A 25,817-nucleotide genomic window follows, 5' to 3' on the forward strand; every position below is an offset into this window, starting at 1 on the left:
TTACCAGGTTACTTCTGCATAATCTTTATATAGTTTTCCAAAGCTGGGTTCACCATTTATCGCCTGCAGAATAGGATCATAAATTCTTGCTGCGGCATCATCCAGCATCAATGGCGGCAAAAAGCCTCTTTGTTCCAGTCTCGATTTCTTTTCAATCGGGTTACCGGTAGATACCCATCCCACATCTACGCTGTTCATATAAATATGTTGCGTTGCATAGTCAACAGCGCTGGTGCGTGTCATCATATTAAGTGCCGCCTTGGTCATGTTGGTATGCGGGTGATAAATGGTTTTCTGGGCATAACTGAATTGTCCTTCCGAAGAAGTAACGTTGATAATGAATTTATCGGGGAAAGAGGATTGCAGCATCAACGGCTTTAACCGGCTGTTCAGCATAAAGGGGGATATGTTATTCACCAGGTTGGCAGACAACACCTCTGCCGTATCTACTTCGTCCAGCTTCATGACCCAACTGTTGCTGCTTCTCAGGTCCAGTGGCTGATTAAAGAAATCAAGCTGTCCGGCAGGAAATAATTCATTGTTGCCAATGAGTGTGGGTTGTACTGGTGCGGGAGCTACAATTCTTGCCCGGTCTGCCTCCGGCAGTAGCGGAAGTTGCGCCGCCTTCTCCACTAAGGGCTGGTAATATTCCTGCGGATAATGAATCGTTTGTGCGGCATTGTTGATGATGATATCCAGTGCCGGCAATGTTTGGTAGAGGTATTGAATAAATTGTTCTACCTGTGGTAAACTGATAAGATCGAGTTCGTATATGGTGAGCCGGTCTTTCCATAAGGCATAATCCGGTTCTTTGGTATAATGCAGCAATGCATCCGCAGCAAAGCGGGTAGTAGCAATCACTGTGGCGCCATCCCGTAGTAGGCGCAGTGCGGTTGCATACCCGATTTTCATGCGGGCGCCGGTAACAATAGCTGTTCTACCGGTTAAGGATACACGCTGTGCCTTCTTTTCCAGGTGAATTTGTGCGCAGGTGGGACAAAGCCGGTGATAGTGATAATGTACGGTCGTATATGGTTGCCGGCATGAATAGCAGATACATGCATTTTCCAGTTCCTGCTGTACGGGCAAATAAATGGTGTCGGTGATGGTGTGATTTATGGAAGACTTTAGGCCCTGCTGAAACACAACGGTGTTCTGCAGCTTCTGCTGATCGGCCTGGTAGCGGCGTTCGCTTTCTGTTTGCCTGATTTCTTTGCGGGCGGTTTTGTAGATTTTTGTAACCAGTCCTTTTAAACGCTCGGTGTCAGGAGAATCAAAGGGATGTCTGCTGAGAAATTGTAATACCTCGTAAAATTTGTCCCAGTCGGCTGCTGAAAACTCCTGCATGATCTTATCGGTTAAATAGAAAGAAAGGCGGCAGTAATCAGACTCGAACTGATAACTCCCTACTGGCAGTCGGGTGCTTTTCCAATTAAACCATACTGCTGCCGCAGCGAAAGTAATAAATCAGGCGTATATACGGAAACGTTATGGGGGAAGAAGATAAATTGGCAAAAGTGACCGGAGTCGAACCAGTGACCTCAAGCTGTGGGGCAAGTGCTCTTCCATCTGAGCTACACTTTTACCGCGGCGAAGATAATGAAATTATATACGTTGCAGTTATAATAAAATTGGTAAAAGCGACCGGGATCGAACCGGTGCCCCCTTGCGTGCAGGGCAAGTGCTCTTCCATCTGAGCTACACTTCTACCGCTGCGAAGATAATATATACATTACCATTATACTCTCAAAGATTTCATGACAAGTTGAAAGGTTTGTTTCAGCTTGTCATCGCTGAGCGTGAAAGGTGCTCCCGACATAGTGGAATTATCCAGGTGAAATTTGATAAGGGTATAAAAAGTGCCATAGGCTACAGCCCAGAAAATTTCTGTGGGCAATGATACAATTTCTCCTTTTTGCTCTGCATTCAAAATAAACTGCAGCATGGCTTTTTTGAAGGCATGCTCCTCCAAAAAATTCTGCTTTTCCACGAGGGGAGAGTTCCGGAACAATTCCCAGAAGCGATGATGCAGCGGATACCGCAGAATATACTGATAGCGGTTATGCCACTGTTGCCATAACCCCGCTTCAAAATCCATATCAGGACTAAACCCTTTCATCATTTGTTGCATGAAAAGATTGCCGGTTTCTACATATAATTGATTCAGCAGGTCCTCCCGGTTTTTAAAATAGGTATAGATGGTAGAGACAGATATTTTGGCCGCTTTGGCCAGTTTATGCATACTCATACCATCAAATCCTTCCTGAACAATCATCTCCATAGCTTTCTCCCGGATGACGAAGGCTTTATTTTCATCTTTTGCACGCATGTGGCAAAGATAAAAGAATGATTGTTCTTTTAAAGGATTGGGTTACATTTTTATTTCAGGGTGCTGAGGGAACTACCGGCTGGCAGTTCATACGGCTCTTTGCCCACTTCAAAAATGCGGGCGCTCAAATTGCCTTGCAGTGTTAAGTGGGTATCATGTGCGTAGATCCAGCTACCTTCTCTCAGTCCCAATACCGGCGTAGTGTTTTGAGTAAGATATTCCCTGATACGGGTTTCCCTGGTTTCTCCCATATGTTGGGAACCTGCTATCGGATCGAGGTAATGGGGATTCAGGTTAAAAGGGATCAGCCCCATGGTGTCGAAACTGGCCGGATATACAATGGGCATATCATTGGTGTTTTTCATGGTTACACCACCTATATTGCTCCCTGCACTGCATCCCATATATGGTGCGCCGCCATTCACGGCATCACGTAATATAAACATCAGTCCCTGGTCATGTAGTGTTTTTACCAGCAGAAAAGTATTGCCTCCCCCGGTAAAAAAGCCCTTCGCATTTTTAATGGCTGTTGCCGGATCATCAAATGTATGCAGTCCCCTTACTTTTATGCCGATAGCTCCAAATGCTTCCGCTGCCTTGCTGGTATAGTCATCATGGGAAATACCACCCGGACGGGCAAACGGAATAAATATGATTTCATCTACGCCTGCGTACAATACTTTCATGGCCGGTTGCAGATAAGCCAGATAGGTTTCTCCAAACAAGGTGGAGGTACTTGCCAATATAAAATGYTTCATAGTCCCAAAAAATTACAGCGCAAATGTAGGTCATCTCCCTAAAAATATAAATGATGCTGTTTCTGATTATAAATTAGCAGATACTGATCCTTATTTGTCATCTCTATGTCGATGTTGCGTCAAAAGAAATGCTTTGTATAATTTCCTGTGTCATATAATTATCACGTTTTGTTTTGGGAATATGACGTAGCAACTACGCTTATTACTTTGTGGATGATAGTGGACAACAATGAAACAATAGTTTAGTATTCAACCAAATTTCAAAAGCATTTATTAGAACCAGAATCGTAACGCACTGAAGATTTCCCTGTAAACAAATAATGATCGGTTTGACTGAGAGATGAATATCTTTTTTGTTTGGCTGTAATCCGTGTATACCCGATGTTTTTTGCTTTGATGGACCCTGTTTGTCTACCGGCGGAGCTATGATCTTAAACGGCTTATTTCTCATATAAACACACGAACAATGAAAAATTTATACCAGTATTCCACGGGAAGGGACCTTCCTATGCGTAATTTTTACGGCCATTTTTAAACAGATTTTATTAGCAACAAATAGCTGAAATAACGGCGGTATTCTGTTTGTGCACAGACATTGAAAAATGCCTGAACGGAATGCTATTGCCCGGAATGAATCACTTCAAATATTAATGAACAATGAGAGATCATCTATCCACGCGGTTGTCCGGAAAAAAGCGGCGCTGGATCCTTTCGCTGATAGCAGCCTGCTGTACTATGCATGTTACCTTATGCATTGGCTCGCCACACGCTATGGCAGCGGATTACGGCAAGCCTTTTTTAGCATTGGATTCTGTTCCCAACGAAGAAAAAGATACCACCGTTATTTCCGAGTATGATGTGATCAACACCATCAACAGGAAATGGGTAAATGCAGCATTTAAAAATAATGATACCCTGAACGTACAGCATGTTGCCCTGTTTCCTTATACTTCGCTGCAGCAAATGGTGAAAGGTAGCATCAGGGGCCTTTATACACAGGAGCCCAGCGGAGAACCCGGCACCGAACAGTTCATGTATATACGTGGTTTGTCTATGCCACTGCTGTCAAAAAAAGATGTTAGCCAGGTACAACCCGCCGTGTATTTAAATGGCGTGCCCATGATCCAGGACAATAGCCTGGTGTATGATATCCAGAACTCCGATCAAACCAGGCTGGGACCAGCTACCAACCTGCTTTCTATCGTTAACCTGGATAATGTGGAAGAAGTACAGGTATTCAAAGATGCCGCCGCTATCAGTTTGTTTGGACCGAGGGGCGCCAATGGCGTGATTAATATCATCACTAAAAATGCTACTTCAGGTAAACGAAAAATCAGCGTGAACAGTTACTTCGGTGTCAACCTGTTTGATCCGGTTTATACTACCAATGCACAGTATGAAAACCGCTTCCGCAGGCCATTCTATCAGCAGTACGCCACTACAGCAGATTCACTCAGTTTCCCATCTTACCTGCGTGATTCCTCTAACCAGGGATATTTCGGTAACGCCAACTGGAGCGATCTGTACTTCCACAATACTACACAACACAGCATTAACGCCAGTATTTCCGGCGGTTCTGAAAGAGCCAATTTCCGTTTCTTTGGCGATAAAACACAGGCAAATGGTATTGCAGATAATACCCGCCTCGATAAATACACCGGCTCCTTTATTGTAAATATGTCGCCCATTAAATGGCTCATGGCTTCTGCTATGATCAATGCCAACAGAATGGATCGTGTCAGAAATACTTCCATGCAGGACCGCTTTCTGGAAACAGCATATATCCCTGACCTGTCAAACCCGCTATCCCCCGGTAAGGACGCGTATGGCCAGTATCGGGATGCCTTCCGTAAAGGGTTCGACAGAAACCATGTAAACAGTATACAGGGAACATTCTCGCTTGTATTTGCGTTTAGGCAACTACGTTATACCACGCGCCTGTTATACGATTACAATGAAAATCTAAGAGATGTCTTTTATCCCTCTACCTTAATGGATGGCGCCAACTACGCATCCAATTATTTTGGTAACAATCAGCGTACTGGTTTTGAAAACGTCATAGACTATGCCTGGGCTCCTTCCAGTGATCATCATTTTAATTTTGAAGCAGGACAGTCATTCCAGGCCGATCTCCAAAAGTATAACTACGAGCGCGCATATAAAGGTATCAGCGACCGCGTAAAGGTGAATATTGTGGAGAGCGATGCGGGTAAAGGCAACTACTTATCACCACTGTATTTTGCCAACCAGTTGGTGTACCGTTTTATTGATGCGGAGAAACAGCGGCTGTTGTCTTTCTATGGTAATGTAAAATATAATTACCGGGATATTTATCGCGTCACGCTAACATTACGCAATGATGCCTCTTCGCTGGTAGCGCCATCCAAACGTTGGTTACTTACACCTTCGGTTAGCGGAGAGTGGAACCTGAAAAATCAGTTTATAACGCATACGCCTATACTTAGTGACTGGACATTGCATGCTTCCTGGGGACGTATTGGCAGGATGTATGGTGACGATCGTTTCGCTGCCGGCCCGCAATATAAAGTGGATATGGGCTGGTCTGGTAACCCCAACGCCTACTCGTATACCGGCGTTGCCGGTTTGTCCAGACCCTATTCCTATGGTTGGGTAGGAGACGATATTGGTTGGTCTTATACAGATATACTTACGATCGGTACCGATGCTGCTTTCTTTCATAACCGGTTGCGTATTTCAGCAGATTATTATTCAAAAGATGATCGCAATATGCTGCTGCCGATGCCGGTAGTAGCGGAATCTGGTTACGCCAGCGCATATATGAGTGGCTTGCATGTAAATAACCGTGGTATTGAAGCGGGCGTGTCGGGCGATGTGATCCGCACGGCAAAGTTCCAGTGGACCCCATCGATCAGCGGCGCATGGAATGTAAATACCCTGAAGGCTTTACCTGGCGGTGTGCAGTCATTCGTTACCGGTGATCGCAGGTTTGAAGTAGGCAAGGCCGTGGACCAGTTCTGGGTGTATGAAAATACAGGCGGATACAGCAAAGTGGCAGACATTCCCATCAACCCAAAAAACAACGAACCACTTAATTTCAAAGGCGTAGCATTTAAACCCGGTGATCCGGCATGGAAAGACAGGAACGGCGATTTTATTGTAGACGACAAGGATAAAGTAATGAAGGGACACAGTATGCCTGTATATACCGGTAGTTTCGATAACAACTTCCGGTATGGCAATTTAAATCTGTCCTTCAGCTTTTATTTTGCCGGCGGCATGAATATCCTGAACAGCAAAACTGCGGTGCGTTACGATTTTGTAAACCACGACGGACAATCCAACCTGGAGTCTGTAAAAGATATCACTTACTGGCAGCATCCTGAAAATATGAAAACATATCCGCAGTATAATCCATGGAGCGCTGTGATTCCGTATCGTGCGGATCAGGACCTGTTCCTGGAAGACGGCTCTTTTGTAAAACTGCGCACCGTATCCCTGGGCTATGATCTGGCGGGTACCAGGTGGATGAAGCGACTGGCGCCGGGCATCAGCAGGTGTTATGTATATGCTACCGGTAACAACCTGCTTACGTTTACTGCTTATACCGGCGGAGATCCTGAACTGACTTATTACAATGGCTATGATAACGGTTATGCGATACCCATTCCCAAAACATACACCATTGGATTGAAACTGGATTTATAATCATTTGTCATTTCATTAAGCATGAATAATATATTTCGATTAGTAACAAAAAAGGCGCTGGTGTTGGCTTTGATCACCATGTGCATGTCCTGCAGTAAAATGCTGGATGTAAAATCCACGAGGCTGGTGACAGACAAGGATTACTGGTCATCTGTGGAAGATGCCCGTAGCTCCCTGATAGGGGTGTATGGACTTACCCGCGCTGCGCTCACGGATAATGCTGCGTTCTGGATGTATGGGGAGTTCCGCAAGGGTGACTTCCTGCCTACCTCCCGTGCCGATCTGAAAGCAGTTGTAAATAATGAATTAAATGTTTCTTTCCCGCAACTGCAATCGCTTAAAAGCTGGCGCAGATTTTATGCGGCCATCAATGCGGCCAACCTGTTCATAGAAAGATCGGGTGACATACTCGGGAAAGATGCCTATTATACCAGGTTAAATCATCAGTTAGATGTGGCGCAGGCAAGGGCTTTGCGCGCATTCCTTTATTTCTATATTGTTCGTATATGGGGTGATGTGCCGCTGATCGTATCTTCTTATGATGGACAATTCCCGCAGTTGCCGCGTACACCACAGGCAAAGGTGCTCGATTTTGCAGAGAAAGAATTGATAGCTGCTGCAAAGGACCTGCCTTTCATTTATAACAGTACTGATCCGCAAAGTCCCGGTTTTTATTTTAACCAGGGATACAGTTTCTGGGCCGGTACCTTGTTTAATAAGATCAGCGCATATGCTGTGTTGTCACATATTGCAGCCTGGCAGCAACACTATACGGACGTAATGTCTTACACCCGTTTTATCCTCGATAACTACACGCGTGCGGATGCTTCCTTTACACCGGAAACGGATATACTCTGTGCCAGCGATAGCGGCTTTTTTGCGCGCAGAGGACCGAGTCAGATCCTGAATTTTTCATTCGATTATCTGAATGCAGAAGGCATTACCGCCGGTCACCTGGAAGAATATACACTGGCGCAGCCCATTACCAGCAACCAGTTGCCGGCTATGTATATTCCAAGGGATTCTATTCTTAAATATTTCGAATGGAACGGGGATGAACGCTTCAGTATTGATCTGACCACAGGTTACCCGCTAACAACTTATTACTTCTCCAATTACACCACCAATACACCGGTGTTCAGCAAGATCAAAGTGATTGAAGATGGGAAAGCTGACAAAGGTACTTTCCGGTTGTACAATGGCACCATGATGTTCTCCCGCCTGGAAGAGCTGGCGCTGTTAAGAGCGGAAGCTGCCACCGTATTAAATGATCCGAATGAAGCTATGCAGTGGTTGTCTACTGTAATGGTGAGCAGGGGGATCGTAAGTCCTTCTTTTAAGGGCAAAGATCTGTTGGTAGAAATTTTTAAGGAGAGAAGAAGAGAGTTGATGGGAGAAGGCTGGCGATGGTACGACCAGGTACGGTTTGCCCGCCTGCGTCCTGGCAGCAGTGAGCTGGGACCATTGCTGCGCAACGGAGGTATCTACTGGCCGATTGCGGATGAAGTGCTCAGCGCCAATCATCAGCTTGTTCAAAATGCTTACTGGAATAAATAATAGCAGCTATGAAAAAGATACATGCTTATACCCGAATATATTGCCTTCTGTTGTTAATGGCTGGTGCATTTTTTACCGGCTGCCAGAAGGATGGAGGATATAAATCATACACCAAGGGTGCTACCCAGATAGATGCCAACATGTACGATTATCTTAAAAGCCAGGTGGGCGTTTTTGATTCTATGGTGGTGGTCATCGACCGGCTTGGCTTAAAGCGGGTAATGAGTAATACACAGCTTACTTTATTTGCGGTCACCAATACCAGTTTTAAAACAGCCATGCGTAACCTCAATGTATTGCGGGAAAAGGAAGGACTGGCCTCCTTATCCCTGGCCGATCTGGATCAGAAAAACCTGGATACGTTGTTTTGCCGTTACGTGGTGCCGGGTGTATATCCAACCGATAGTTTGTTGTTATACCCCGATGGCCGCGGCATCAACTCCATCAAATACAGCCGTGAAGTAAACCTGCAGCTATATACCCAAACTGCTTCGGGTTATACAGGCGGCGGACCGGCATACATCATCTACAGTGATACAAAAGGTTCCTTTTACATCAGCAAATGGATAAGGGCCAATACCATGTCGATGGATACTTATTTGAGGAACGGTGTGATGCACATCCTGGCCGAAGACCATGAATTTGGATTTAATGAATTCATCAACAGATTTAACAAATAGCTTTTAGCTGAAGCCGATAAATAATTGTACAATGAAAAGATCATTTCAGTTGCTGACAGTTTTGGCCGCCTCCGGATTACTACTGTATGCCTGCGTAAAAGTGCCGGCTGACGTGGATTTTATCAGTTCAGGAGCTAACTACACCCAAACTACGTTTGAACCGGTGCTGGGAAGAACTTCCCTGTTGCCGCAAGATCCTGCCACCAATATTTTCAACGCAGACAACTCTACCAGTCCACTCACTTTTAAAATCATGAATATGAGAAGTGTGGATGGCGGATCCGCGGACATCTTTAATAAAACTTTCCCGGTACTGGTATGGAAAGAAGCTTATACCGGTCTGGAAACCACCCGTGAAGAAATAGAAAAGAAGCGTACCATTGAACAGCACCACCTGTTTGAAGTACGGGAGCACTCCGGGCAATTTGTTATGTGGGCGCCTACCGATCTGCAATACCTGAACGCTATCAAAATGCAGCCGGATTCCGGGTATAAATTTGATGTGGAAGTATCCAACAGCGGCGGTAGTAAAATGATCCGCAACCTGGCATTGAAGCCGCTTCGCCCGCAGCCATATGCACCCAGCTCTATTGATCCGGTAACCGRTAACGCCAACGGATATACCTATGCTTACCTGGTATCTGGTGTAAAGAACTATAACGATGAAAGTTACATTGGTAACTCAGGGGTAATAACGGTATTCTACAAAGATCCGAATGCCACCGGTAACTCCCTCACATTTGAATTCCGCGATTCTTCCTATAATCCTATCAACCCTGCGTTGTTTAAACATACTAAATGGGAAGACGTAGTGCATCACTTCGGGCAGCCAAAATTTACCCCGGAAGGAGTAACCTATGACGTGGCGTATCCTATCCCGCTGGCTTTACGGCAAACAAAATATACCAATGGCATTGGAGATCGTGCAGTAGCCACTTTTAGCTATGATCGTGTTTCCAATGGCGCATTGAGAGTAACCGCGCAGGTAGGAACACAATTCGCCATCTATCAGCCGGGCGTCTGGAAAATTGTATTCTGGTTCTGGAAAGGAAATCCCGATTTCAGAGATAACTGATCAAAACAGATGTCATTGGCAGGAAAATAAAATCATCAAATGAAAAAATCAAACCTTCATGTATAAGTATAACACTATACCAGGGAAGATAAAACCACTTATCGCGCTGTTGATAGCTGTAATGCTCGCTGTTACAGCTTCGGCGCAGGATCAGACGGTAACGGTAAAAGGAATCGTGTATGAGAAAGGCGGCAACTCTCCTGTACCGGGCGTGGTCATATTCAGCGGTAAGCCACCTAAAGGAGTAGGCGCCAGCGCAGGGGACGGCAGTTTTTCTGTAACTGTACCGGCAGGAGCCGATATCAGCTTCCAGGCATTGGGCTTTAATACCATTGTCCAAAAAGCCAAAACTGGTGAACTGATGCGGATATATCTCACGGTAAAAGAAAATAAACTGAATGAAACGGTGGTGATCGGGTATCAGAAAAAAACAAAAGAAACCACTACCGGATCTACTGTGTTAATCAGTGGTAAACAATTGCAGGATGTACCGGTATCCAACGTACTGGAATTGTTGCAGGGTAAAGTAGCGGGTTTGAATATCCAGAATAATACCGGCGCACCAGGTTATGCAGGTACTATCCAAATGAGGGGGTTGTCTACACTGAGCATCACCGGTTCCGGCAGCAATGCTTTCCTGGCACCTACCTCGCCATTGTTTGTGATCGATGGTATCCCCGTTGATGCCAATTCCAATTACCAGTATGGATTTAATCAGGCAGGCCCGGGTTTGAATCCGTTATCACTGATTCCACCCGAAGACATTGAAAGTGTACAGATTCTGAAAGATGCCCAGGCTACTGCATTGTATGGATCGCGTGGCGCTTACGGCGTTATGCTGATCAATACCAAACGCGGTAAATCAAAAGTGCCTATCGTACAATATTCAGGTAATTTCTTCGTAAGTATTCCGCCTACCCTGCGGGAAGTAATCGGCGGTAACGGCGAAAGGCAGCAACGTATTTCGCAGATCCTTACTTATACGGATTCATTAAAGTACGCACAGGCTGATATCAATGCCACGCCTTTCCTGGCAGACAGCCTCAATCCTTACTATAACAATTCTACCAACTGGCAGGGATTGTTCTATAAATACACCTATAACCAAACGCATAACGTCACCGTTTCCGGTGGTGATGACCGCTTTAACTATAAAGCCAATCTCGGTTATTATAATGAAGAAGGAGTAGTAAAGAACACTGACTTTAACCGTTATACTCTCAGCACCAACATGCAATACCGGCCCACACCACGGCTGAAGATTTACGGTGCGGTGACTACCAGTCTCGGACAAAACAGTAAGGGTAGTGGCAATGGTATCACGCAAACGGATGTAGGTAAAGCCGGAGGTCAGTCTTCCCTTTTGCCGGCGCCTTCTTTTTACTCTGCTTCTGCCAACGCAGTAGCAGCCTTGAGAAATGATAACGTGAATAAAACAGCGAATGTAACCACTAATGTGGATATAGACTATGAAGTGCTCACCGGTTTACATGCCACCAGCCAGTTCAGTTTTGGTAATACCACCGGTACAGAGGATAACTTTATTCCCGCAGCTATCAATAACAACTATTCGGAAGTAAGGGCTTATAATGATCGTTCTACTAATTTATATAGCCGTAGCAGTCTTTCTTATTACAAGTCGGTAAATAATAAACATAACTTTAGCGCTTCTGCTTTTAATGAGCTGACTAAAACCACTTTTCAGGCTACCATGCTGCGTCAGCGTGCTACGCCAAGTGATCATGTATTGGGACCCATCGGATCCGGTGGTGCATTCGATGCAGGTGGTGTACTGAATGGAAGTTCCGACAACAGGATGGTTTCTATTGCGGCTTCCTTCTCTTACAACTACATGCAAAAATATATGCTGGATCTTACCTACCGGCGCGATGCATCTTCCACTACCGGGAAAGCTACTCCGTATTCCAATAACCCTTCTATCGGTGTCCGCTGGAATTTTAATAAGGAGAACCTGCTGAAAGATAAAACCTGGCTTGACTATGGTTCGTTTCGCGCTACCTGGGGACGGAATGTAACGCCACAGGGTACCATTTTTGATGCTTATGGTGTGTACGACGACCGTAACGGTGGTAAATACAATGACCGTTCTATGAGTGGTATTTCCTACGATCAGTTACCGAATGCCAATATGAAACCGGTTACTACTACCCAGTGGAATGGTGGTTTTGATCTCGGATTATGGAAAGGTAAATTGTCTACCGAAATGGACGTTTACATTAAAGATGTAAGCGACATGTTGATGGAGCTGCAACTCCCTACCAGTAGCGGATTCAGCAAAGTGAAAACGAACGATGCCGCCATGAGGAATATCGGGATAGAGTTTAACATTACCTATCGCCCTTTACCTGCTACCAGCAAATTAAACTGGACCATTACTGTTAATGGCGCATTCAATAAAAATATCCTGACCCGCCTGCCAAATGGTAAACGGGAGTATATATGGTATGATGAAACGGCCAAACAAAATATCCTGTACCGTGTAGGTCGTAACAGTTTAACCAACTTACTGCTGAACAATACCGGCGCGTATTCCAATCCAGGCAGCGTACAGGTAGATCCTGCCACTGGCAGGCCGCTGCTGGTGTCTTCTGCCGATGGTAAAAATTATTATTATGCAGAAGCCGGCGATCCCAGGTGGACAGACCGTGATGGTAACTATATTATCAATGATGCAGATATCATTTATGCCGGTAACTCTCAGCCACTCGCTACCGGAGGACTTAGTTCATTTGTGCAGTACGGCCCCTGGTCGCTTAATATTACCGGCAGCTACACGGCTATCCGCGCTATATTAAATAACGCCGTACAGGACCGTTTTAACAGCTTCTCCAATCCATTTGGATATGATGCCAACGGAAGACCCACCGTACCTGGCGCCCTGGTGCCACTGGATCAATACGATTACTGGGTTAAGAATGGAGACAATGCGAAGTATCCTAATCCGTACGATTATCAGCGCTATAAGAACATAAGGCCGTATCGCGTAGAACAGACCCTGTTTGAAGAAGATGGTTCTTATTTGAAGATACAGTCTATCACGCTGGCCTATACTATACCGCGCGACAAAACCATCCGCTGGGGTATTACCTCCTGTCGTCCGTATTGCACGTTGGGTAATCCTTTCATGTTCAGTAAATACAGCGGCCCTAACCCGGAAAACGTATCTGCACTCGGAAGAGATCAGACAGGTGGATACCCGGTGAGAAAAACCGTGACAATGGGTTTGAACGTGCAGTTCTAGGATATAAACAATCAATGTATTAAGCAATTAAACTGTGATATATGAAGCGTTTAGTTTTTGCGATAGGAATGGCCGCTTTACTTTGCACCAGCATGCCGGGGTGTAAGAAGTTCCTGGAAACGACTACCACGGACAAGGAATCCGGCTCCACTTTCTGGCAAACCAAAGCCGATGCGGAAAAGTTTACCAATAACCTTTACGGAGAGATCGCGGATGTACTGCTGACCAACTCTTTCTTCCTCGCAGCAGAGTTCCGCTGCGGTATATACCGTCAAACATCCACTTCCCGCGCCATCTGGGGACGCCCGTACTACGACTTCCTGGTGTACAACGATTTGAAAGGATTAATGAAAGAGGGTTACTGGAATGGCTTTTTCCATTTTAACGATATTCCTAACTGGCAGGGATATTACCGGGTAATACAATCGGCTGCCATCCTGATAGACCGTGTGGACGATATTCCCGACACCCAGATATCGGCTACGGATAAACGAAGATATAAAGCGGAAGGAGTTTGGGTGAGAAATTTCCTGTATTTCCTGATGGTACGCCTGTATGGAGATGTGCCTTATTACACAAAGCCATACTTCAATGAAATCATTGGCCGTACTAAGTTTACTGATGTACTGAATTCCTGCCTGGCCGAAATGGCGAAGTACAAAGATGATCTGCCCTGGGCTTACAGTGATCCTAAAATGAAAGCCGTGCGTCCCAGCCGTGGATCAGCACTGGCATTGATGATGCATATGAACATGTGGAACGCGGGCTTTGATGAAGCCAATAAAGACAAATACTATAAAGCTACTGTGGCACTCGGCAAAGAGCTGATGGAACAAAATGGCGGCGCGCATCGTTTGCTGACCACCTCAGAATTCCGCCGCCTGTACAGGGGAGGATCTGAAGAAGGGTTGTTTGAGCTTACGCAGAATGTAAACTATGGAGAAGTACGCGGACTGGGTTATCAGTACCTGAACGATAATGTATTGGAGCATGGCGCCGGCAGCGGCTATTCTTACGTAAACTACGTAGGCAAGTTCCTGGAGAAGATGTACCCGTTGGGCGTAGCGGATAAAAGAAAAGACCTCTGGTTTGACGCCAATACTATGTATCGGGAAGGCAACCTCGTAGAGTTCCGGAAGTTCATCGGCAACTCCGGCAGTAACATTGCATTTGATGGTAACCTGATCGTATTCCGTTATGCGGATGCTATTCTGCTGGCGGCAGAGGCGAATGCGGAGTTAGGCGCTGCCAATCAATCTGAGGCGATCCGTTTATTGAATCTCATTCGTGGCCGCGCAGAAACAGCTTTTTATGCCGGTTCAGATGCTACTGAGCTGAAGGATGCTATTTTCTGGGAGCGTGCCAAAGAAATGATGGGAGAAGGACATGCTTACTATGACCTTGTTCGCACGCACCGTATCCTCAACCAGGAATACTGCACAGCGCCCATTTCCCAATCGGCTTTCCAACGCGGCGCCTGGACCTGGCCTATCGCAGAAAGTGCGCTTACCAACAATGCTTTAATGAAACTCAATGAATACTGGCGTTAACCTAAAAACTGCTGAACATGAAAAATAAATATTTATCGCTCCTGGCAGGTTTCACCTTGACTGTGATGCTGTTCGCCGCCTGCAAAAAAGATTATTACCAGGATACCGGTCTAGCAAAAGGAAAATTCAATGGTACTGTGCTGGAATATCTTCAGTCAAAACCTGAATACTTCAGTAAACTGCTGCAGGTGATCAGTATGACGAAAATGGAAAATGTTTTCAAAAATGAAACCATCACCTTTTTTGCTCCATCTAATCCCTGTTTTGATAGTACAATCTCCCTGGTAAACCAGGTGCTGTTCCTCACGGGAAAGGATACCATCACCAAATTATCACAGGTGCCAGCGCCGGTATGGCGGGAAATGCTCTCCCGTTATATTTTCAAAGGAAAGTATATGCTGAAGGATATCCCACAGATAGATCCTGCCCAGTATAAAACATATCCCGGCGTGTTTATGCGCTCTTACGACAGCATACCCATGAACCTCGGCGTAATATATAACAACGAAGGCGGCGCGCAATATGCCGGATACCGGCAGTTGATGATCTCTTATACACCCGATATCTCACAGCCACCATTTTATTGGTTCCCGGCTCTTGTAGCTTCTGCCAACATAGAGCCCACAAACGGTGCCGTGCATGTACTGGTTTTTTCAAAACATGATTTTGGGTTCAGTGTATCCGAATTCTATAGCCGCTGTTTGCAGTATGGCCTGGACTTACATTAATTACTCCCTTCACAAATTATTCAGATGATGCAATTGTTCAGACAAAATATATGGTTACTGCTGCTATCGCTGGCAATGGTGGCTGGTTGCAAAAAAGATGACGGGAGTGTATTCCCCGATCCGTACGCAGGAGGGAAGCCTCCATTGGGCGTAAAGTTCAGCGATGAACTACCCAATCCTTCACAGGGATCTTCCGGCGACCTGGTAACATTTAAAGTAACGGGGCTGATGGCTTATAAAGACTCCCTGCATTTTTTTCTGTCAGGTCAGGAGGCGCAAATAGTGTCGATTTCAGATGGGGCCATTACCGTAAAAGTGCCGCCAGCCAGTAGCTCTGGAAGTCCATACATAAATATCGGGTTGCAGGTGTTCCATGGACCGGTGTTTAAAGTAATCGGAAAGGTAAAGCTGGATAATACTTTCAAAGCCGGTACCGGTGCAGATGGTATCATTAATTACCTGTTGCCTACTTCTGATAACCGTTACCTGATGGTGGGCGGTTTCAAAACTTATAACAGTAATGGCGTAGGTAATCCGCTGAATGGCATTGCGCTGATAGAGAAACACGGACAGTTTGTAAGTGCCTTCAAAACAGATTCGGCAGTAAGCATGTCCGGAAGTATTTCCGGCGCAACGCAGCTCCCCAACGGTAAATTTGTACTGGGTGGTTTCTTTACCCAATATGGCCGCATGAAGGGAATGACGAACCTCACCCGCATCTATCCCAGCGGACAGGTAGATACCACCACCGTGCAAATCATCCCAACGGAAACGACAGGTGGCAATGCGCACGAGGGCGATCCCAATGAAGAGGAGAAGAACTCATTTGATACCGTCCCTGCTTTCAATGCCGGCGTATCCGGTGTAGTGCAGAAAATATTTTATACCAACAACCGCGTATTGGTATTAGGCACCTTTTTTAACTATCTGCAGTACTACTATAAAAATTCTACGAAAACCGACAGGTCGATCGATGTAAGATATGTGAACAGTATCATGGCATTGGATATGGACGGCAACCTCGACTCTTCCTATCATTATAACCTGGCCATTTCAAAAGGATTCAGCGGTGCTGCCGGCAGTATCCTGGATGCGATTGTATTGCCTGATGGCAGGGTAGTGATGGGTGGTTCCTTTAACAAGTTTGATGACATCAGCGCGGGAAATATTGTATGCCTGGATCAGAACGGACGAGTAGACCCGGCTTTCAAATCCGGTAGTGGCGCAAATGACCGGATATTCTCCATAAAGTATAATGCGGTGACAAAAAAGATCATTATCACCGGCGCTTTTAAATCGTTCAACGGCATCCCTTGTGATGGTATCATGATGTTGAATGAAGATGGATCTGTAGTAAGCACTTTTAAACCTAAACTGTTTAACTCCGGTTCCCCTGCGTATGCCTTACAACTAAACAACGGACTAATAGTAGTAGCCGGAACTTTCGATAAGTATGATAATTATGTAAGAGAAGGAATGGTGATCATGAATGCCGATGGTTCGCTGGCCGCTGGTTACAACAACACCGGTAAGCTGGCAGGATTTGTTTATGGGATGACAGAAACCGTGTCGGCAGAGGGAGAGCCAGCCGTGATTGTGTACGGTTCGATTTCTTCATTTGATAATACAGCGGTAGGAAATATTTTCCGTATGGTTATCGCCAAGTAAAAATAATCATCACAATCAGTTAATCATAGTATGAAAAAGATTATTTCGCTTTTGGGAGTTGCCGCCATCTTTACGTTGTTTGCCTGTAATAAGGCGAGCGACAGTAGAATTGAGAGGAAAGTATACCCCAATGATCCGGGCAAAATGTCCGGCACGCCTAAAGTACTTTGTCTGGTGATAGATGGTGCCAGGGGAGAAACCCTGAAGTCGATGAAACCGCCCGTGATCTGGAGTATGCGCGATAGTTCCGTGTTTTCCTGGACCGGTATCGGTGATGCATCCGGCGCTGACGGAGCCACCTGGGCAGATATGCTCACAGGGGTTACAGGTGCACAACATGGTGTAACAGGTGATGATTATACCAATAAAAACCTGGGCACTTACCCGGTATTTACCAAATATCTGAAAGATGCCGGCGTCATATCGCGTAGCGCTGCGTTCTGTGCTTCGGCAACCCTGAGTCAGGAGTTGATCGCTAACAGCATGGATGTAAATAAAACATTTACTTCAGACATGGATGTAACCACCGCTGTGATCAACGAACTAAAAAATGATAGCGCGTCAGTAGTGTTTGCGGAGTTTAATAAAGTAGAAACCGCCGGCAAACAATATGGGTTCGATGAATCTGTTCCACAATACAATCAGGCGATCCTGGATGCAGATAAAAATGTAGGCAGCATCATGGCGGCATTGCGTGGCCGTAAAAACTTTGCCAATGAAAACTGGTTGGTGATCGTTACCTCCAATCATGGCGGAACATGGCCAGTGGCGCCGGAAGATAATGACGGCACCCCTTTCAGCAATCCTGTGCAGAATACTTTTACGCTGTTCTTTAACCCCCGCTTTGAAAGCGAAGTAGTGGTAAGACCAGAAAATATCCGCGTGCCGTATGAAGGCAGCGCCGTGAGATTGTATGGCCCCCCTGATAGCTACGTGCGTGCAGAGAACGCCGATGGGCAGTTGTATAATATCGGATCAGGATCAATGACCTTTGAGGCAAAAGTGAAGTTTAATAAAGGCCCTAATGGAAATTATACTTACAGCTATCCGCCATTTTTTGGAAAGGTAGCCGCCCGCAGCGGCACCACACCTGGTTGGGCATTTTTCCGCAATGGTAGTAATATTTCCTTCTTTATAGGTGATGGCAGTACTAAAATCGAGATCAGACCATCCGTAGGATTCACAGATGGAGACTGGCATACGATCACAGGAACCGTGACTAAAGTAGGAGCCAGCTATGTAGCGGCTGTTTTCCTGGATGGGGAAAACAAAGCGACTGGTTCAATGGCCAGCAATGTAGCCGGTATCACCAGTTCAGCCAACACTATCATGGGGTATTTTACCGAAGTATTTACCGACCAGTATGTGGATATGTACATGAGTGATGTTCGTATATTCAATACCGTAGTATCTGACGAAGTTATCAAACAATGGGCTCCGCGTACTTATGTGAACAAATCACATCCTAATTACGCTAACCTCATTGGCTACTGGCCATGCCTGGATGCACAGGGCGGTGTGTTTGCAGATAAGAGCCCGTCCGGGAAGAATTTTTCTCTCAAAGGAAATTATAAATGGGCGCCTTTTAGTGATGTAAGTGGTTACCTGTTTCCTGTGATTCCTAACCAGGAAAGATATGTACCCAACCCGGTAGATATTCCCTTTATGATCCTGAACTGGATGAAGGTACCGGTACAACCGGAATGGAACCTGGTAGGAAAATCATGGCCTGCGAATTATCGTGATTTCCCATCTACCATTCAATAATCATGATGTTTAACTTAAAAAACAGTGCAATGAAAATATCATTTATCAGGTCTGTCGTAGGGTTAACACTGCTGGTGACTATGCAGACAGCCTGTAAAAAAGATTATGATTACAAAGATGGCTATGACAAGCCACTGGTTGTCGATACATCCGGCGTTGGAGCGATCGATACCAGTATGTCCAAGATCGACAGCAGCGGCTTTGCAGATGCGCGTAAGTTTCCCGGCCTTATTTCTGTTGTCGAACCCCGTTTGTATAATGTACCGGTAACACTTAACCTGGACTTTAAACTGGCCTCGCCCAACATCCGGATCAGTGTAGTTCCCGGCGCGTGGCTGAGCACCGGCTATTACGCTGCGCCCGGCGAACTGGTGAAAGTAGTAGTGCCTGAAGGTATGGAAGGAATGGCCGTGCAAATAGGATCACATACCGATGATGTAAACGGTAAGTTGCCCCAGTTGCGCGCGGGGGTGATCACCACCCGTAGTGTGGTACTGCCGGGCGTAAACTATATCCGCAATATCTATGGTGGCCTGGTATATATGATTCCTGCGCTGCCATCTAAAAAAACAGTAACTATTAGCCTCAGTAATGTTTGCAAAGCGCCTGACTTTGTATTGGGAGAAACAGATCCTGTTGCGTGGAAAGATCAGGTACGCCGCTCGCAGGTGCCGGTGCTGGAGTTGAGAGGCAAACGGTTTATACTAACGGCCTACCGCAAAGTATTACTGGGCCTGCTGGATAAATTTGATGCAGGTGCCGTGATGAGTAAGTGGGACGAGGTAATAGAGAAAGATTATCACGAATGGTATGGTTTATCCGATAACCCTGCGGATCCGGTTGACCAGGCGCCGGGTACACCGCAGCGTTTTGTACTGGACATACAGATTTCGCTGGGCAGTGGTCATAATGGTTATCCCTGTATGGCGTATCTCGACTGGCACAGTGATTTCCTGGATGTGGCAGAGATCAACAAAGGAGCCAGCTGGGGACCTTTCCATGAGATAGGTCATAACTTCCAGATGGGTAGCATGTGGAGCTGGAGTGGAGCGGACGGATTGGGAGAAACTTCCAATAACCTGTTTGTATTTAAGATAGCGCAGCGTTACGGTACCAAACCTCCACGCGTATACGATGAAGAGCAGAATTTTGTGCAGCCAGCACTGGATTGGGCTGCCAAAGCCGTTGGGAATGGTAAACACTTTTCAGATGTAAAAGATGTTTTCCAGCGACTGGTACCTTTTGTACAGTTGTTCCAGCGTTACGGTTATGGTATGATGGGATATATCTGTAAAGAGGCCCGCCATGAAGAGCGTATTTCCTATATCAATGAGGTGAAGAAAAACTTCTTCTTTGTGAAGGCCAGCAGATATGCAGGTGTAAATCTCAAACCGTTTTTTGATCAATGGGGCATTGCTGTTTCGGCTTCCGCGGTGGCTGATGTCGCCGATTTGCCGGTACTCACGGAACAAGTATGGAAAAATGATATCAGATGATCATCTCCCAACAGTCAGCCAAAATAAAATTATTATGCGCATAAGATCCTTACAATATATACTGGGTTGCACACTTACAGCAACAATACTGCTGACAGGGGCCTGCAAAAAAATAGGCATGGTGTCGGATGACAATACGCCGCAACCTAAATTTTCAGATAAGAGCAAAGTACTGTTGATAGTAGTAGATGGCTTATCGGGTCTTGAATTGAAAAAGATCAAACCTCCGGTTATCAAAAGCCTGATGCCGCATAGCACCTATAGCTGGGACGCTATTGCGGATTCTATTACTACCGATGCTACGTCCTGGGCCAGTATTATGACCGGAACAGGCGTTGAAAAGAATAATATAAGAGATAGCAGCATTACACCGGGATCTGCCAGCGGCGCCCGTTTTGCGTCCTTTCTTACACTGCTGAAAAATTCCGGCCAGCGAAAACTGAAAACGATTTCCGTAACCGGATGGGATCAGTTGAATAAAACATTATTGGCAGACGCCACTGTAAAAGTAACTACGAATGATGATGATGCGGCCGTGAAAAATGCAGCAGTGACTCACCTGAAAGCAGATAGCATGGACCTGATGATTACGCATTTCAGTGGGGTTAACAAAGCCGGTAAATCTTCCGCATTCAGTGGGGACAATCCTGTTTATGTAGCTGCTGTGAACCAGTTGGATACCTATATCGGTGAATTGCTGGATGGGATGAAAAGCAGACCTGATTTTGCCAATGAAAACTGGCTGGTTATTATACAATCCACTCACGGTGGAATAGACAATACATATGGCGCCGACTCAGATGCAGAGCGCAACGCGTTTTCTCTCTACTATTGCCCGGATTTGTATCAGCATGAAATAGAAGTACCGCTGGCCATTAAATATGGTGTACACATGTACGACCAGGGAAGCGGTGCTGTAAATGCTATTCTGCAGGATAACAGTATGTACAATATTGGTAGTACAGGTAACTATACCATTGAAGCAAAAATGCGGAACTATACTCCCAACTTCTCGGTTAACTACCCGGCATTCCTCTCTAAACGCGCTTCGTTTGATGGAGGCGTGGTTGGTTGGTGTTTTTTCCAGGAAGGAAATGTATGGCAGATAAACTTTGGCCAGAAAGGGAAGAACAACATTCAGTGCAAAGGAGGGAAGATGAATGACGGTAACTGGCATCAGCTCTCAGCAGTCATTTACATGACGTCCAATAATAAGAGATGGGTGAAAACCTATACTGACGGTGTGCTGAATAATACAAAGGAGATCACTGCCAATGGAGATTTTAATACCACGGCGCCACTTACCATGGGATACATTCCCGGTTCTATCGGTACTCCGGAAAATATGTACATGTCTGATGTGCGTATATGGGGCGATTCACTCACCAGTGATGTCATTGCGAAATATTCCTGCACCAATCAGATTGATGAAACACATCCCAATTATAATAAGCTGATTGGTTATTGGCCTTGTAAAGAAGGGAAAGGTAATTTACTCAGAAATCAGGCACCTGGCGCCACTGGGAAAAACTTTGAACTGAAAGGTGGTTATGCCTGGGATGTACTGAACTATGTATTGCCCTGTGCAGGTAATTCGGAGTTGCAAACGCCTCCTTATACCAAGGAAGTGTTTTACCAGATAGCTTACTGGCTTAATCTTCAGATCGATACTAATTGGGAAATTGAGGGTCGCTTATGGCTCAAATTTTTCTAACAGTACGTGCATTTTTTTCTTTCTTAAACGAATGCTTTATGCAGAAATTATTATCAGGATATATACGCGGAGGATTGATAGCGGCTGCTATCATATTTGTAGCGGGTATAAGCGCCTGCCGGAAAGAGTTTCCGGCACTGTCTAAATACGATACCGATACCGCAGGATTGAATTATGGTGGCGCTAAATTCAAGAAGAGAAAAGTGCTGTTGATCGGGATAGATGGTGCGCCCGGCAAGCTGGTGGAAAGTTTTAATCCAACAGTAATGACAGGATTGCTCACTAAGAGTGTGTACACCTGGGAAGGGTTGAATGATACCGTATCTACCGTGGCAGCCGGCTGGACCGGACTTACTACCGGGATGCCCTATCTCAGTCACCAGATAGGCGACAGCACACTGATTCCAAAATCGGTGCAGGGAAGTCATGCAGATATCAAGTATTACTTCAGCTTCATCTACTATCTGAAACAGGATAATCTCAATACCAAGGTAACTGCCATTACGCAATGGGATGACCTTAATAACTTCCTGCTCAATAATGCAGATAAAGTGGTGGATGTGAGCAGAACAGCCGGCGACAAGGGGGTAGTGGACGCAGCAGTAACTGAGCTGTCATCGTCCAGCCCGGATGCGCTGATTGTAAACCTGAGTGGGCCTGCCAAGGCTGGTTTACAGGCCGGGTTCAGTGATAATGCTACCTATCGCCAGGCCATTTCAGATGTGGATGCCAATGTAGGCAAACTGCTGGATGCCCTCAAGGCGCGTAAGGATGCTGATAAAGAAGACTGGTTAGTAATCATACAGTCTACCAGTGGCGGCTATATGAAACAAATGGGCGGCAAATCAGCGATGGAGCGTAATACCTTCTCTATCTATTACAGCCCCCTGATCACACCCGGAAAATTCGTTGGCCCCAAAATATTTGACTATGGCATCCGGTTCCATGGAGGTGATCCGGGATACGTACGTGCAGAAAATTATAACGATATCTACAACCCCGGCACAGGAGATATTACGATTGAGGCAAAAGTTAAATTTGCGAGAGGACTCAACGGCGATTTCGATTACTATTATCCGCCGTTCCTTACCAAGTGCAGAAACGTGGACAGTGCCGTAGTAGGATGGTCATTTTACCGCAGTGGGAATGATGTGGTGTTTGTAGTGCATGATGGTACCAATGCGTTGGAAATCACCCCAACAAAAGCGATTGTGGACGGTAACTTTCATGCTATTGCAGCCACCATTACCCATACTAAAGATGCCGGCGGGGGAAATACCTACAAGGCCAATGTGTATGTAGATGGGGAAGGCAAAGGCTCCGGCACCATTACAGACGGAGAGTCATCTATCGTGTCGCCCAGCCCGCTGGTGATTGGTTACAACCCTACTGTATGGTACGATGATAACGTGGTGGACATGAACATGGCGGATGTCCGTATCTGGAATACGGCAATGCCGGACGATGCGATTAAGAAGTACGCCTATGTTTCTGATATAGATGCCACACATCCCTATTACAAGAACCTGATAGGCAACTGGCCGGGCAATGATGGCAGCGGTAATAAACTGGTTGACAGAAGTGCTTCCCACAGCGATTTTACGATTGTAGGTCCGTATTCATGGGATTTCATAGGTGCGCCGATCACGCTTTCCGATGATGCACCTTCTATACATGACGTGGTGCCTTCCATGATGACCTGGATAGGCATTACCCTGCAGGGCGATGATAAGCCGCCGGGAAAGAACTGGCTGCAGGTGATCGGTATTAACTAAAGGTCGATTATAGTACAGTATATCAGGGGATGCCGGCAACGGTGTCCCTTTTTTATTCTTACAGAAGAATAGATGAGGTGTAATCCTTTACTATGGCTAGTTATTGATGCAATAAATATTTTTTCTTGCTTTTTAATTGTAAATGTGACAATTATTTTGTTCTTTTGAATTGTCACTGCAAATCAAGGTTGCGGGACAGGATATTTTAAAACCTCGTTATGAAAAAACAATATCATTATATCTGTACAGGTATTATAGGGCTGTTGCTTTCCACGCAGGCCATGCAAGCACAAAATACGGTTACCTTCCGTTCTGATGCGCCCACACAAACGATCAACCGCAATATCTACGGACATTTTGCGGAACATCTCGGCAATTGTATTTATGGTGGATTTTATGTGGGCGACACTTCCCATATTCCCAATACGAACGGGGTCCGTAAGGATGTTATCGCCGCCCTGCGAAAAATGAAAATTCCCAATCTCCGCTGGCCGGGTGGTTGTTTTGCAGATACTTATCACTGGAAGGATGGTATAGGCCCGAAAGATAAAAGGCCGGCCATCGTAAATACCTGGTGGGGAAATGTAACAGAGAACAACAGCTTCGGCACACACGACTTCCTGAACATGTGTGAAGAGCTGGGCGCAGAGCCTTACCTCTCTGGCAACGTAGGCAGTGGTACGGTGCAGGAACTGGGGGACTGGGTGCAGTATGCCAACTTCGGTGGTAAAAGCCCGATGTCTGACCTGCGGCAGCAAAATGGCCGGCAGGCCCCCTGGAAGGTTCGCTTCTGGGGCGTAGGTAACGAAGCGTGGGGCTGTGGCGGTAATATGCGTCCTGAATATTATGTAGATCAGTACCGCAAGTTTGCCACCTTTATGAATAGTGATTTGAAGGATGGAATTTTCCGGATCGCCTCCGGCGCCAGCGATGCGGATTATAACTGGACCGAAGTATTGATGAAAAATATTCCACTGCATTTGTTGCAGGGCGTGGCCGTGCACCATTATTCTATCATAGACTGGAACCGCAAAGGGGACGCGGTTGATTTCACAGAACAGCAATATTTTACAACGATGAAGTCGGCCCTGCTGACCGATACCCTGATCCGTAAACATACGGCCGTAATGGACAAGTATGATCCGGCAAAAAAGGTAGCCCTTGTAGTAGACGAATGGGGTGGATGGTATAACGTACAAGGAGGCACGAACCCTGGCTTCCTGTTTCAGCAGAACACCATGCGCGATGCTATGATCGCAGGTTCCACCCTCAACATCTTTAATAATCATTCCGATCGTGTACGCATGGCCAACCTGGCACAGGCGATCAATGTACTGCAATCGGTTATCCTTACTAAGGGAGACACCATGGTATTAACGCCCACCTACTACGTGATGGAGATGTACAGCGTACACCAGGATGCCACCCTGATCCCTGTTGATGTTCACTGCAACGACTATACGCTTGGTAATGAAAAATTGCCAGCAGTTACCGTTTCTGCTTCGAAAGATAAAAATGGCGTCACGCATATTTCCCTGGTAAATATTGATGCCCATAAAGCACAGGAAATTACGCTGGATACCCGCAGCCAGGCCTACAAATCTGTCAATGGCCGATTACTTACCTCCGCTAAATTGCAGGACTACAATAGTTTTGCAAAGCCAAATACTATTAAGCCGGTAGATTTCAAAGGCGCATCGCTTAAGAACAATGCCATCAGCGTAAAACTACCGCCTTTCTCAGTGGTAATGCTGGAACTGAAATAAGAATT

At 45.8% G+C, this 25,817-nt stretch carries 16 protein-coding genes and 3 tRNA genes; 13 read left to right on the forward strand and 6 right to left on the reverse strand.

Annotation, left to right across the window (positions count from 1 at the left end):
* The 6 genes from AC1DP6_RS31640 to pepE all read right to left on the reverse strand — a co-directional run bounded on the left by AC1DP6_RS31640 (nt 1) and on the right by pepE (nt 3,087).
* A complete protein-coding gene (locus AC1DP6_RS31640) occupies nt 1-1,347 on the reverse strand; it encodes an SDR family NAD(P)-dependent oxidoreductase (protein WP_477058449.1) in 1,347 nt (448 codons plus the stop codon).
* Between the two features lie 28 nt (nt 1,348-1,375).
* Nucleotides 1,376-1,446 (reverse strand) — tRNA-Gly (locus AC1DP6_RS31645).
* Nucleotides 1,447-1,509: 63 nt separating this feature from the next.
* A tRNA-Trp gene (locus AC1DP6_RS31650) sits at nt 1,510-1,584 on the reverse strand.
* Between the two features lie 48 nt (nt 1,585-1,632).
* Nucleotides 1,633-1,708: transfer RNA gene (locus AC1DP6_RS31655), tRNA-Ala, on the reverse strand.
* Between the two features lie 30 nt (nt 1,709-1,738).
* On the reverse strand, nt 1,739-2,329 hold the full coding sequence (locus AC1DP6_RS31660) for a TetR/AcrR family transcriptional regulator (protein WP_477058450.1): 591 nt from the start codon (nt 2,327-2,329) through the stop codon (nt 1,739-1,741).
* A 50-nt stretch (nt 2,330-2,379) separates the two neighbouring features.
* A complete protein-coding gene (pepE, locus tag AC1DP6_RS31665; RefSeq protein WP_477022742.1) occupies nt 2,380-3,087 on the reverse strand; it encodes a dipeptidase PepE in 708 nt (235 codons plus the stop codon).
* A gap of 657 nt (nt 3,088-3,744) precedes the next feature.
* Between pepE and AC1DP6_RS31670 the strand changes: the two genes are divergently transcribed.
* The 13 genes from AC1DP6_RS31670 (at nt 3,745) to AC1DP6_RS31730 (ending at nt 25,812) form a co-directional block, all read left to right on the forward strand.
* Nucleotides 3,745-6,774, forward strand: a complete 3,030-nt coding sequence (locus tag AC1DP6_RS31670; RefSeq protein WP_477058451.1) for a SusC/RagA family TonB-linked outer membrane protein — start codon at nt 3,745-3,747, stop codon at nt 6,772-6,774.
* 21 nt (nt 6,775-6,795) lie between these two features.
* The gene (locus AC1DP6_RS31675) at nt 6,796-8,331 is read left to right on the forward strand and encodes a RagB/SusD family nutrient uptake outer membrane protein (RefSeq protein WP_477022740.1); all 1,536 of its coding nucleotides are present in this window, start codon (nt 6,796-6,798) and stop codon (nt 8,329-8,331) included.
* Nucleotides 8,332-8,339: 8 nt separating this feature from the next.
* Complete coding sequence (locus AC1DP6_RS31680) at nt 8,340-9,011, forward strand: hypothetical protein (RefSeq protein ID WP_477058452.1); 672 nt, start codon at nt 8,340-8,342, stop codon at nt 9,009-9,011.
* Nucleotides 9,012-9,042: 31 nt separating this feature from the next.
* On the forward strand, nt 9,043-10,086 hold the full coding sequence (locus tag AC1DP6_RS31685; RefSeq protein WP_477058453.1) for a DUF5007 domain-containing protein: 1,044 nt from the start codon (nt 9,043-9,045) through the stop codon (nt 10,084-10,086).
* A gap of 58 nt (nt 10,087-10,144) precedes the next feature.
* Complete coding sequence (locus AC1DP6_RS31690) at nt 10,145-13,348, forward strand: SusC/RagA family TonB-linked outer membrane protein (protein ID WP_477058454.1); 3,204 nt, start codon at nt 10,145-10,147, stop codon at nt 13,346-13,348.
* A 41-nt stretch (nt 13,349-13,389) separates the two neighbouring features.
* Nucleotides 13,390-14,898: a RagB/SusD family nutrient uptake outer membrane protein gene (locus tag AC1DP6_RS31695; protein ID WP_477022736.1), complete on the forward strand. Its 1,509-nt coding sequence runs from the start codon at nt 13,390-13,392 to the stop codon at nt 14,896-14,898.
* A gap of 17 nt (nt 14,899-14,915) precedes the next feature.
* Entirely contained in the window at nt 14,916-15,626 is a 711-nt protein-coding gene (locus tag AC1DP6_RS31700; protein WP_477022735.1) for a fasciclin domain-containing protein, read from the forward strand.
* A gap of 24 nt (nt 15,627-15,650) precedes the next feature.
* On the forward strand, nt 15,651-17,294 hold the full coding sequence (locus AC1DP6_RS31705; protein ID WP_477058455.1) for a DUF5008 domain-containing protein: 1,644 nt from the start codon (nt 15,651-15,653) through the stop codon (nt 17,292-17,294).
* Between the two features lie 30 nt (nt 17,295-17,324).
* Nucleotides 17,325-19,061 carry a DUF4983 domain-containing protein gene (locus AC1DP6_RS31710; RefSeq protein WP_477058456.1) on the forward strand — a complete coding sequence of 579 codons (1,737 nt, stop codon included), beginning with the start codon at nt 17,325-17,327 and terminating at the stop codon, nt 19,059-19,061.
* Between the two features lie 29 nt (nt 19,062-19,090).
* Nucleotides 19,091-20,557: a M60 family metallopeptidase gene (locus tag AC1DP6_RS31715; RefSeq protein ID WP_477058457.1), complete on the forward strand. Its 1,467-nt coding sequence runs from the start codon at nt 19,091-19,093 to the stop codon at nt 20,555-20,557.
* Between the two features lie 34 nt (nt 20,558-20,591).
* Nucleotides 20,592-22,271, forward strand: a complete 1,680-nt coding sequence (locus AC1DP6_RS31720; RefSeq protein WP_477022731.1) for an alkaline phosphatase family protein — start codon at nt 20,592-20,594, stop codon at nt 22,269-22,271.
* A gap of 38 nt (nt 22,272-22,309) precedes the next feature.
* On the forward strand, nt 22,310-24,046 hold the full coding sequence (locus AC1DP6_RS31725; RefSeq protein ID WP_477058458.1) for a LamG-like jellyroll fold domain-containing protein: 1,737 nt from the start codon (nt 22,310-22,312) through the stop codon (nt 24,044-24,046).
* Between the two features lie 218 nt (nt 24,047-24,264).
* Entirely contained in the window at nt 24,265-25,812 is a 1,548-nt protein-coding gene (locus AC1DP6_RS31730; protein WP_477058459.1) for an alpha-N-arabinofuranosidase, read from the forward strand.
* Nucleotides 25,813-25,817 lie beyond the last annotated feature (5 nt).

This window comes from Chitinophaga sp. 01L420 (assembly GCF_056399985.1).

Excerpts from the sequence above, each read along its gene's own strand:
- AC1DP6_RS31680 (WP_477058452.1), top strand. The coding sequence starts at position 8,340 with ATGAAAAAGATACATGCTTATACCCGAATATATTGCCTTCTGTTGTTA.
- AC1DP6_RS31700 (WP_477022735.1), top strand. The coding sequence starts at position 14,916 with ATGAAAAATAAATATTTATCGCTCCTGGCAGGTTTCACCTTGACTGTG.
- AC1DP6_RS31730 (WP_477058459.1), top strand. The coding sequence starts at position 24,265 with ATGAAAAAACAATATCATTATATCTGTACAGGTATTATAGGGCTGTTG.
- AC1DP6_RS31690 (WP_477058454.1), top strand. The coding sequence starts at position 10,145 with ATGTATAAGTATAACACTATACCAGGGAAGATAAAACCACTTATCGCG.
- AC1DP6_RS31675 (WP_477022740.1), top strand. The coding sequence starts at position 6,796 with ATGAATAATATATTTCGATTAGTAACAAAAAAGGCGCTGGTGTTGGCT.
- AC1DP6_RS31720 (WP_477022731.1), top strand. The coding sequence starts at position 20,592 with ATGCGCATAAGATCCTTACAATATATACTGGGTTGCACACTTACAGCA.
- AC1DP6_RS31670 (WP_477058451.1), top strand. The coding sequence starts at position 3,745 with ATGAGAGATCATCTATCCACGCGGTTGTCCGGAAAAAAGCGGCGCTGG.
- AC1DP6_RS31710 (WP_477058456.1), top strand. The coding sequence starts at position 17,325 with ATGAAAAAGATTATTTCGCTTTTGGGAGTTGCCGCCATCTTTACGTTG.
- AC1DP6_RS31705 (WP_477058455.1), top strand. The coding sequence starts at position 15,651 with ATGATGCAATTGTTCAGACAAAATATATGGTTACTGCTGCTATCGCTG.
- AC1DP6_RS31715 (WP_477058457.1), top strand. The coding sequence starts at position 19,091 with ATGAAAATATCATTTATCAGGTCTGTCGTAGGGTTAACACTGCTGGTG.
- AC1DP6_RS31725 (WP_477058458.1), top strand. The coding sequence starts at position 22,310 with ATGCAGAAATTATTATCAGGATATATACGCGGAGGATTGATAGCGGCT.
- AC1DP6_RS31640 (WP_477058449.1), bottom strand. The coding sequence starts at position 1,347 with ATGCAGGAGTTTTCAGCAGCCGACTGGGACAAATTTTACGAGGTATTA.
- AC1DP6_RS31695 (WP_477022736.1), top strand. The coding sequence starts at position 13,390 with ATGAAGCGTTTAGTTTTTGCGATAGGAATGGCCGCTTTACTTTGCACC.
- AC1DP6_RS31660 (WP_477058450.1), bottom strand. The coding sequence starts at position 2,329 with ATGCGTGCAAAAGATGAAAATAAAGCCTTCGTCATCCGGGAGAAAGCT.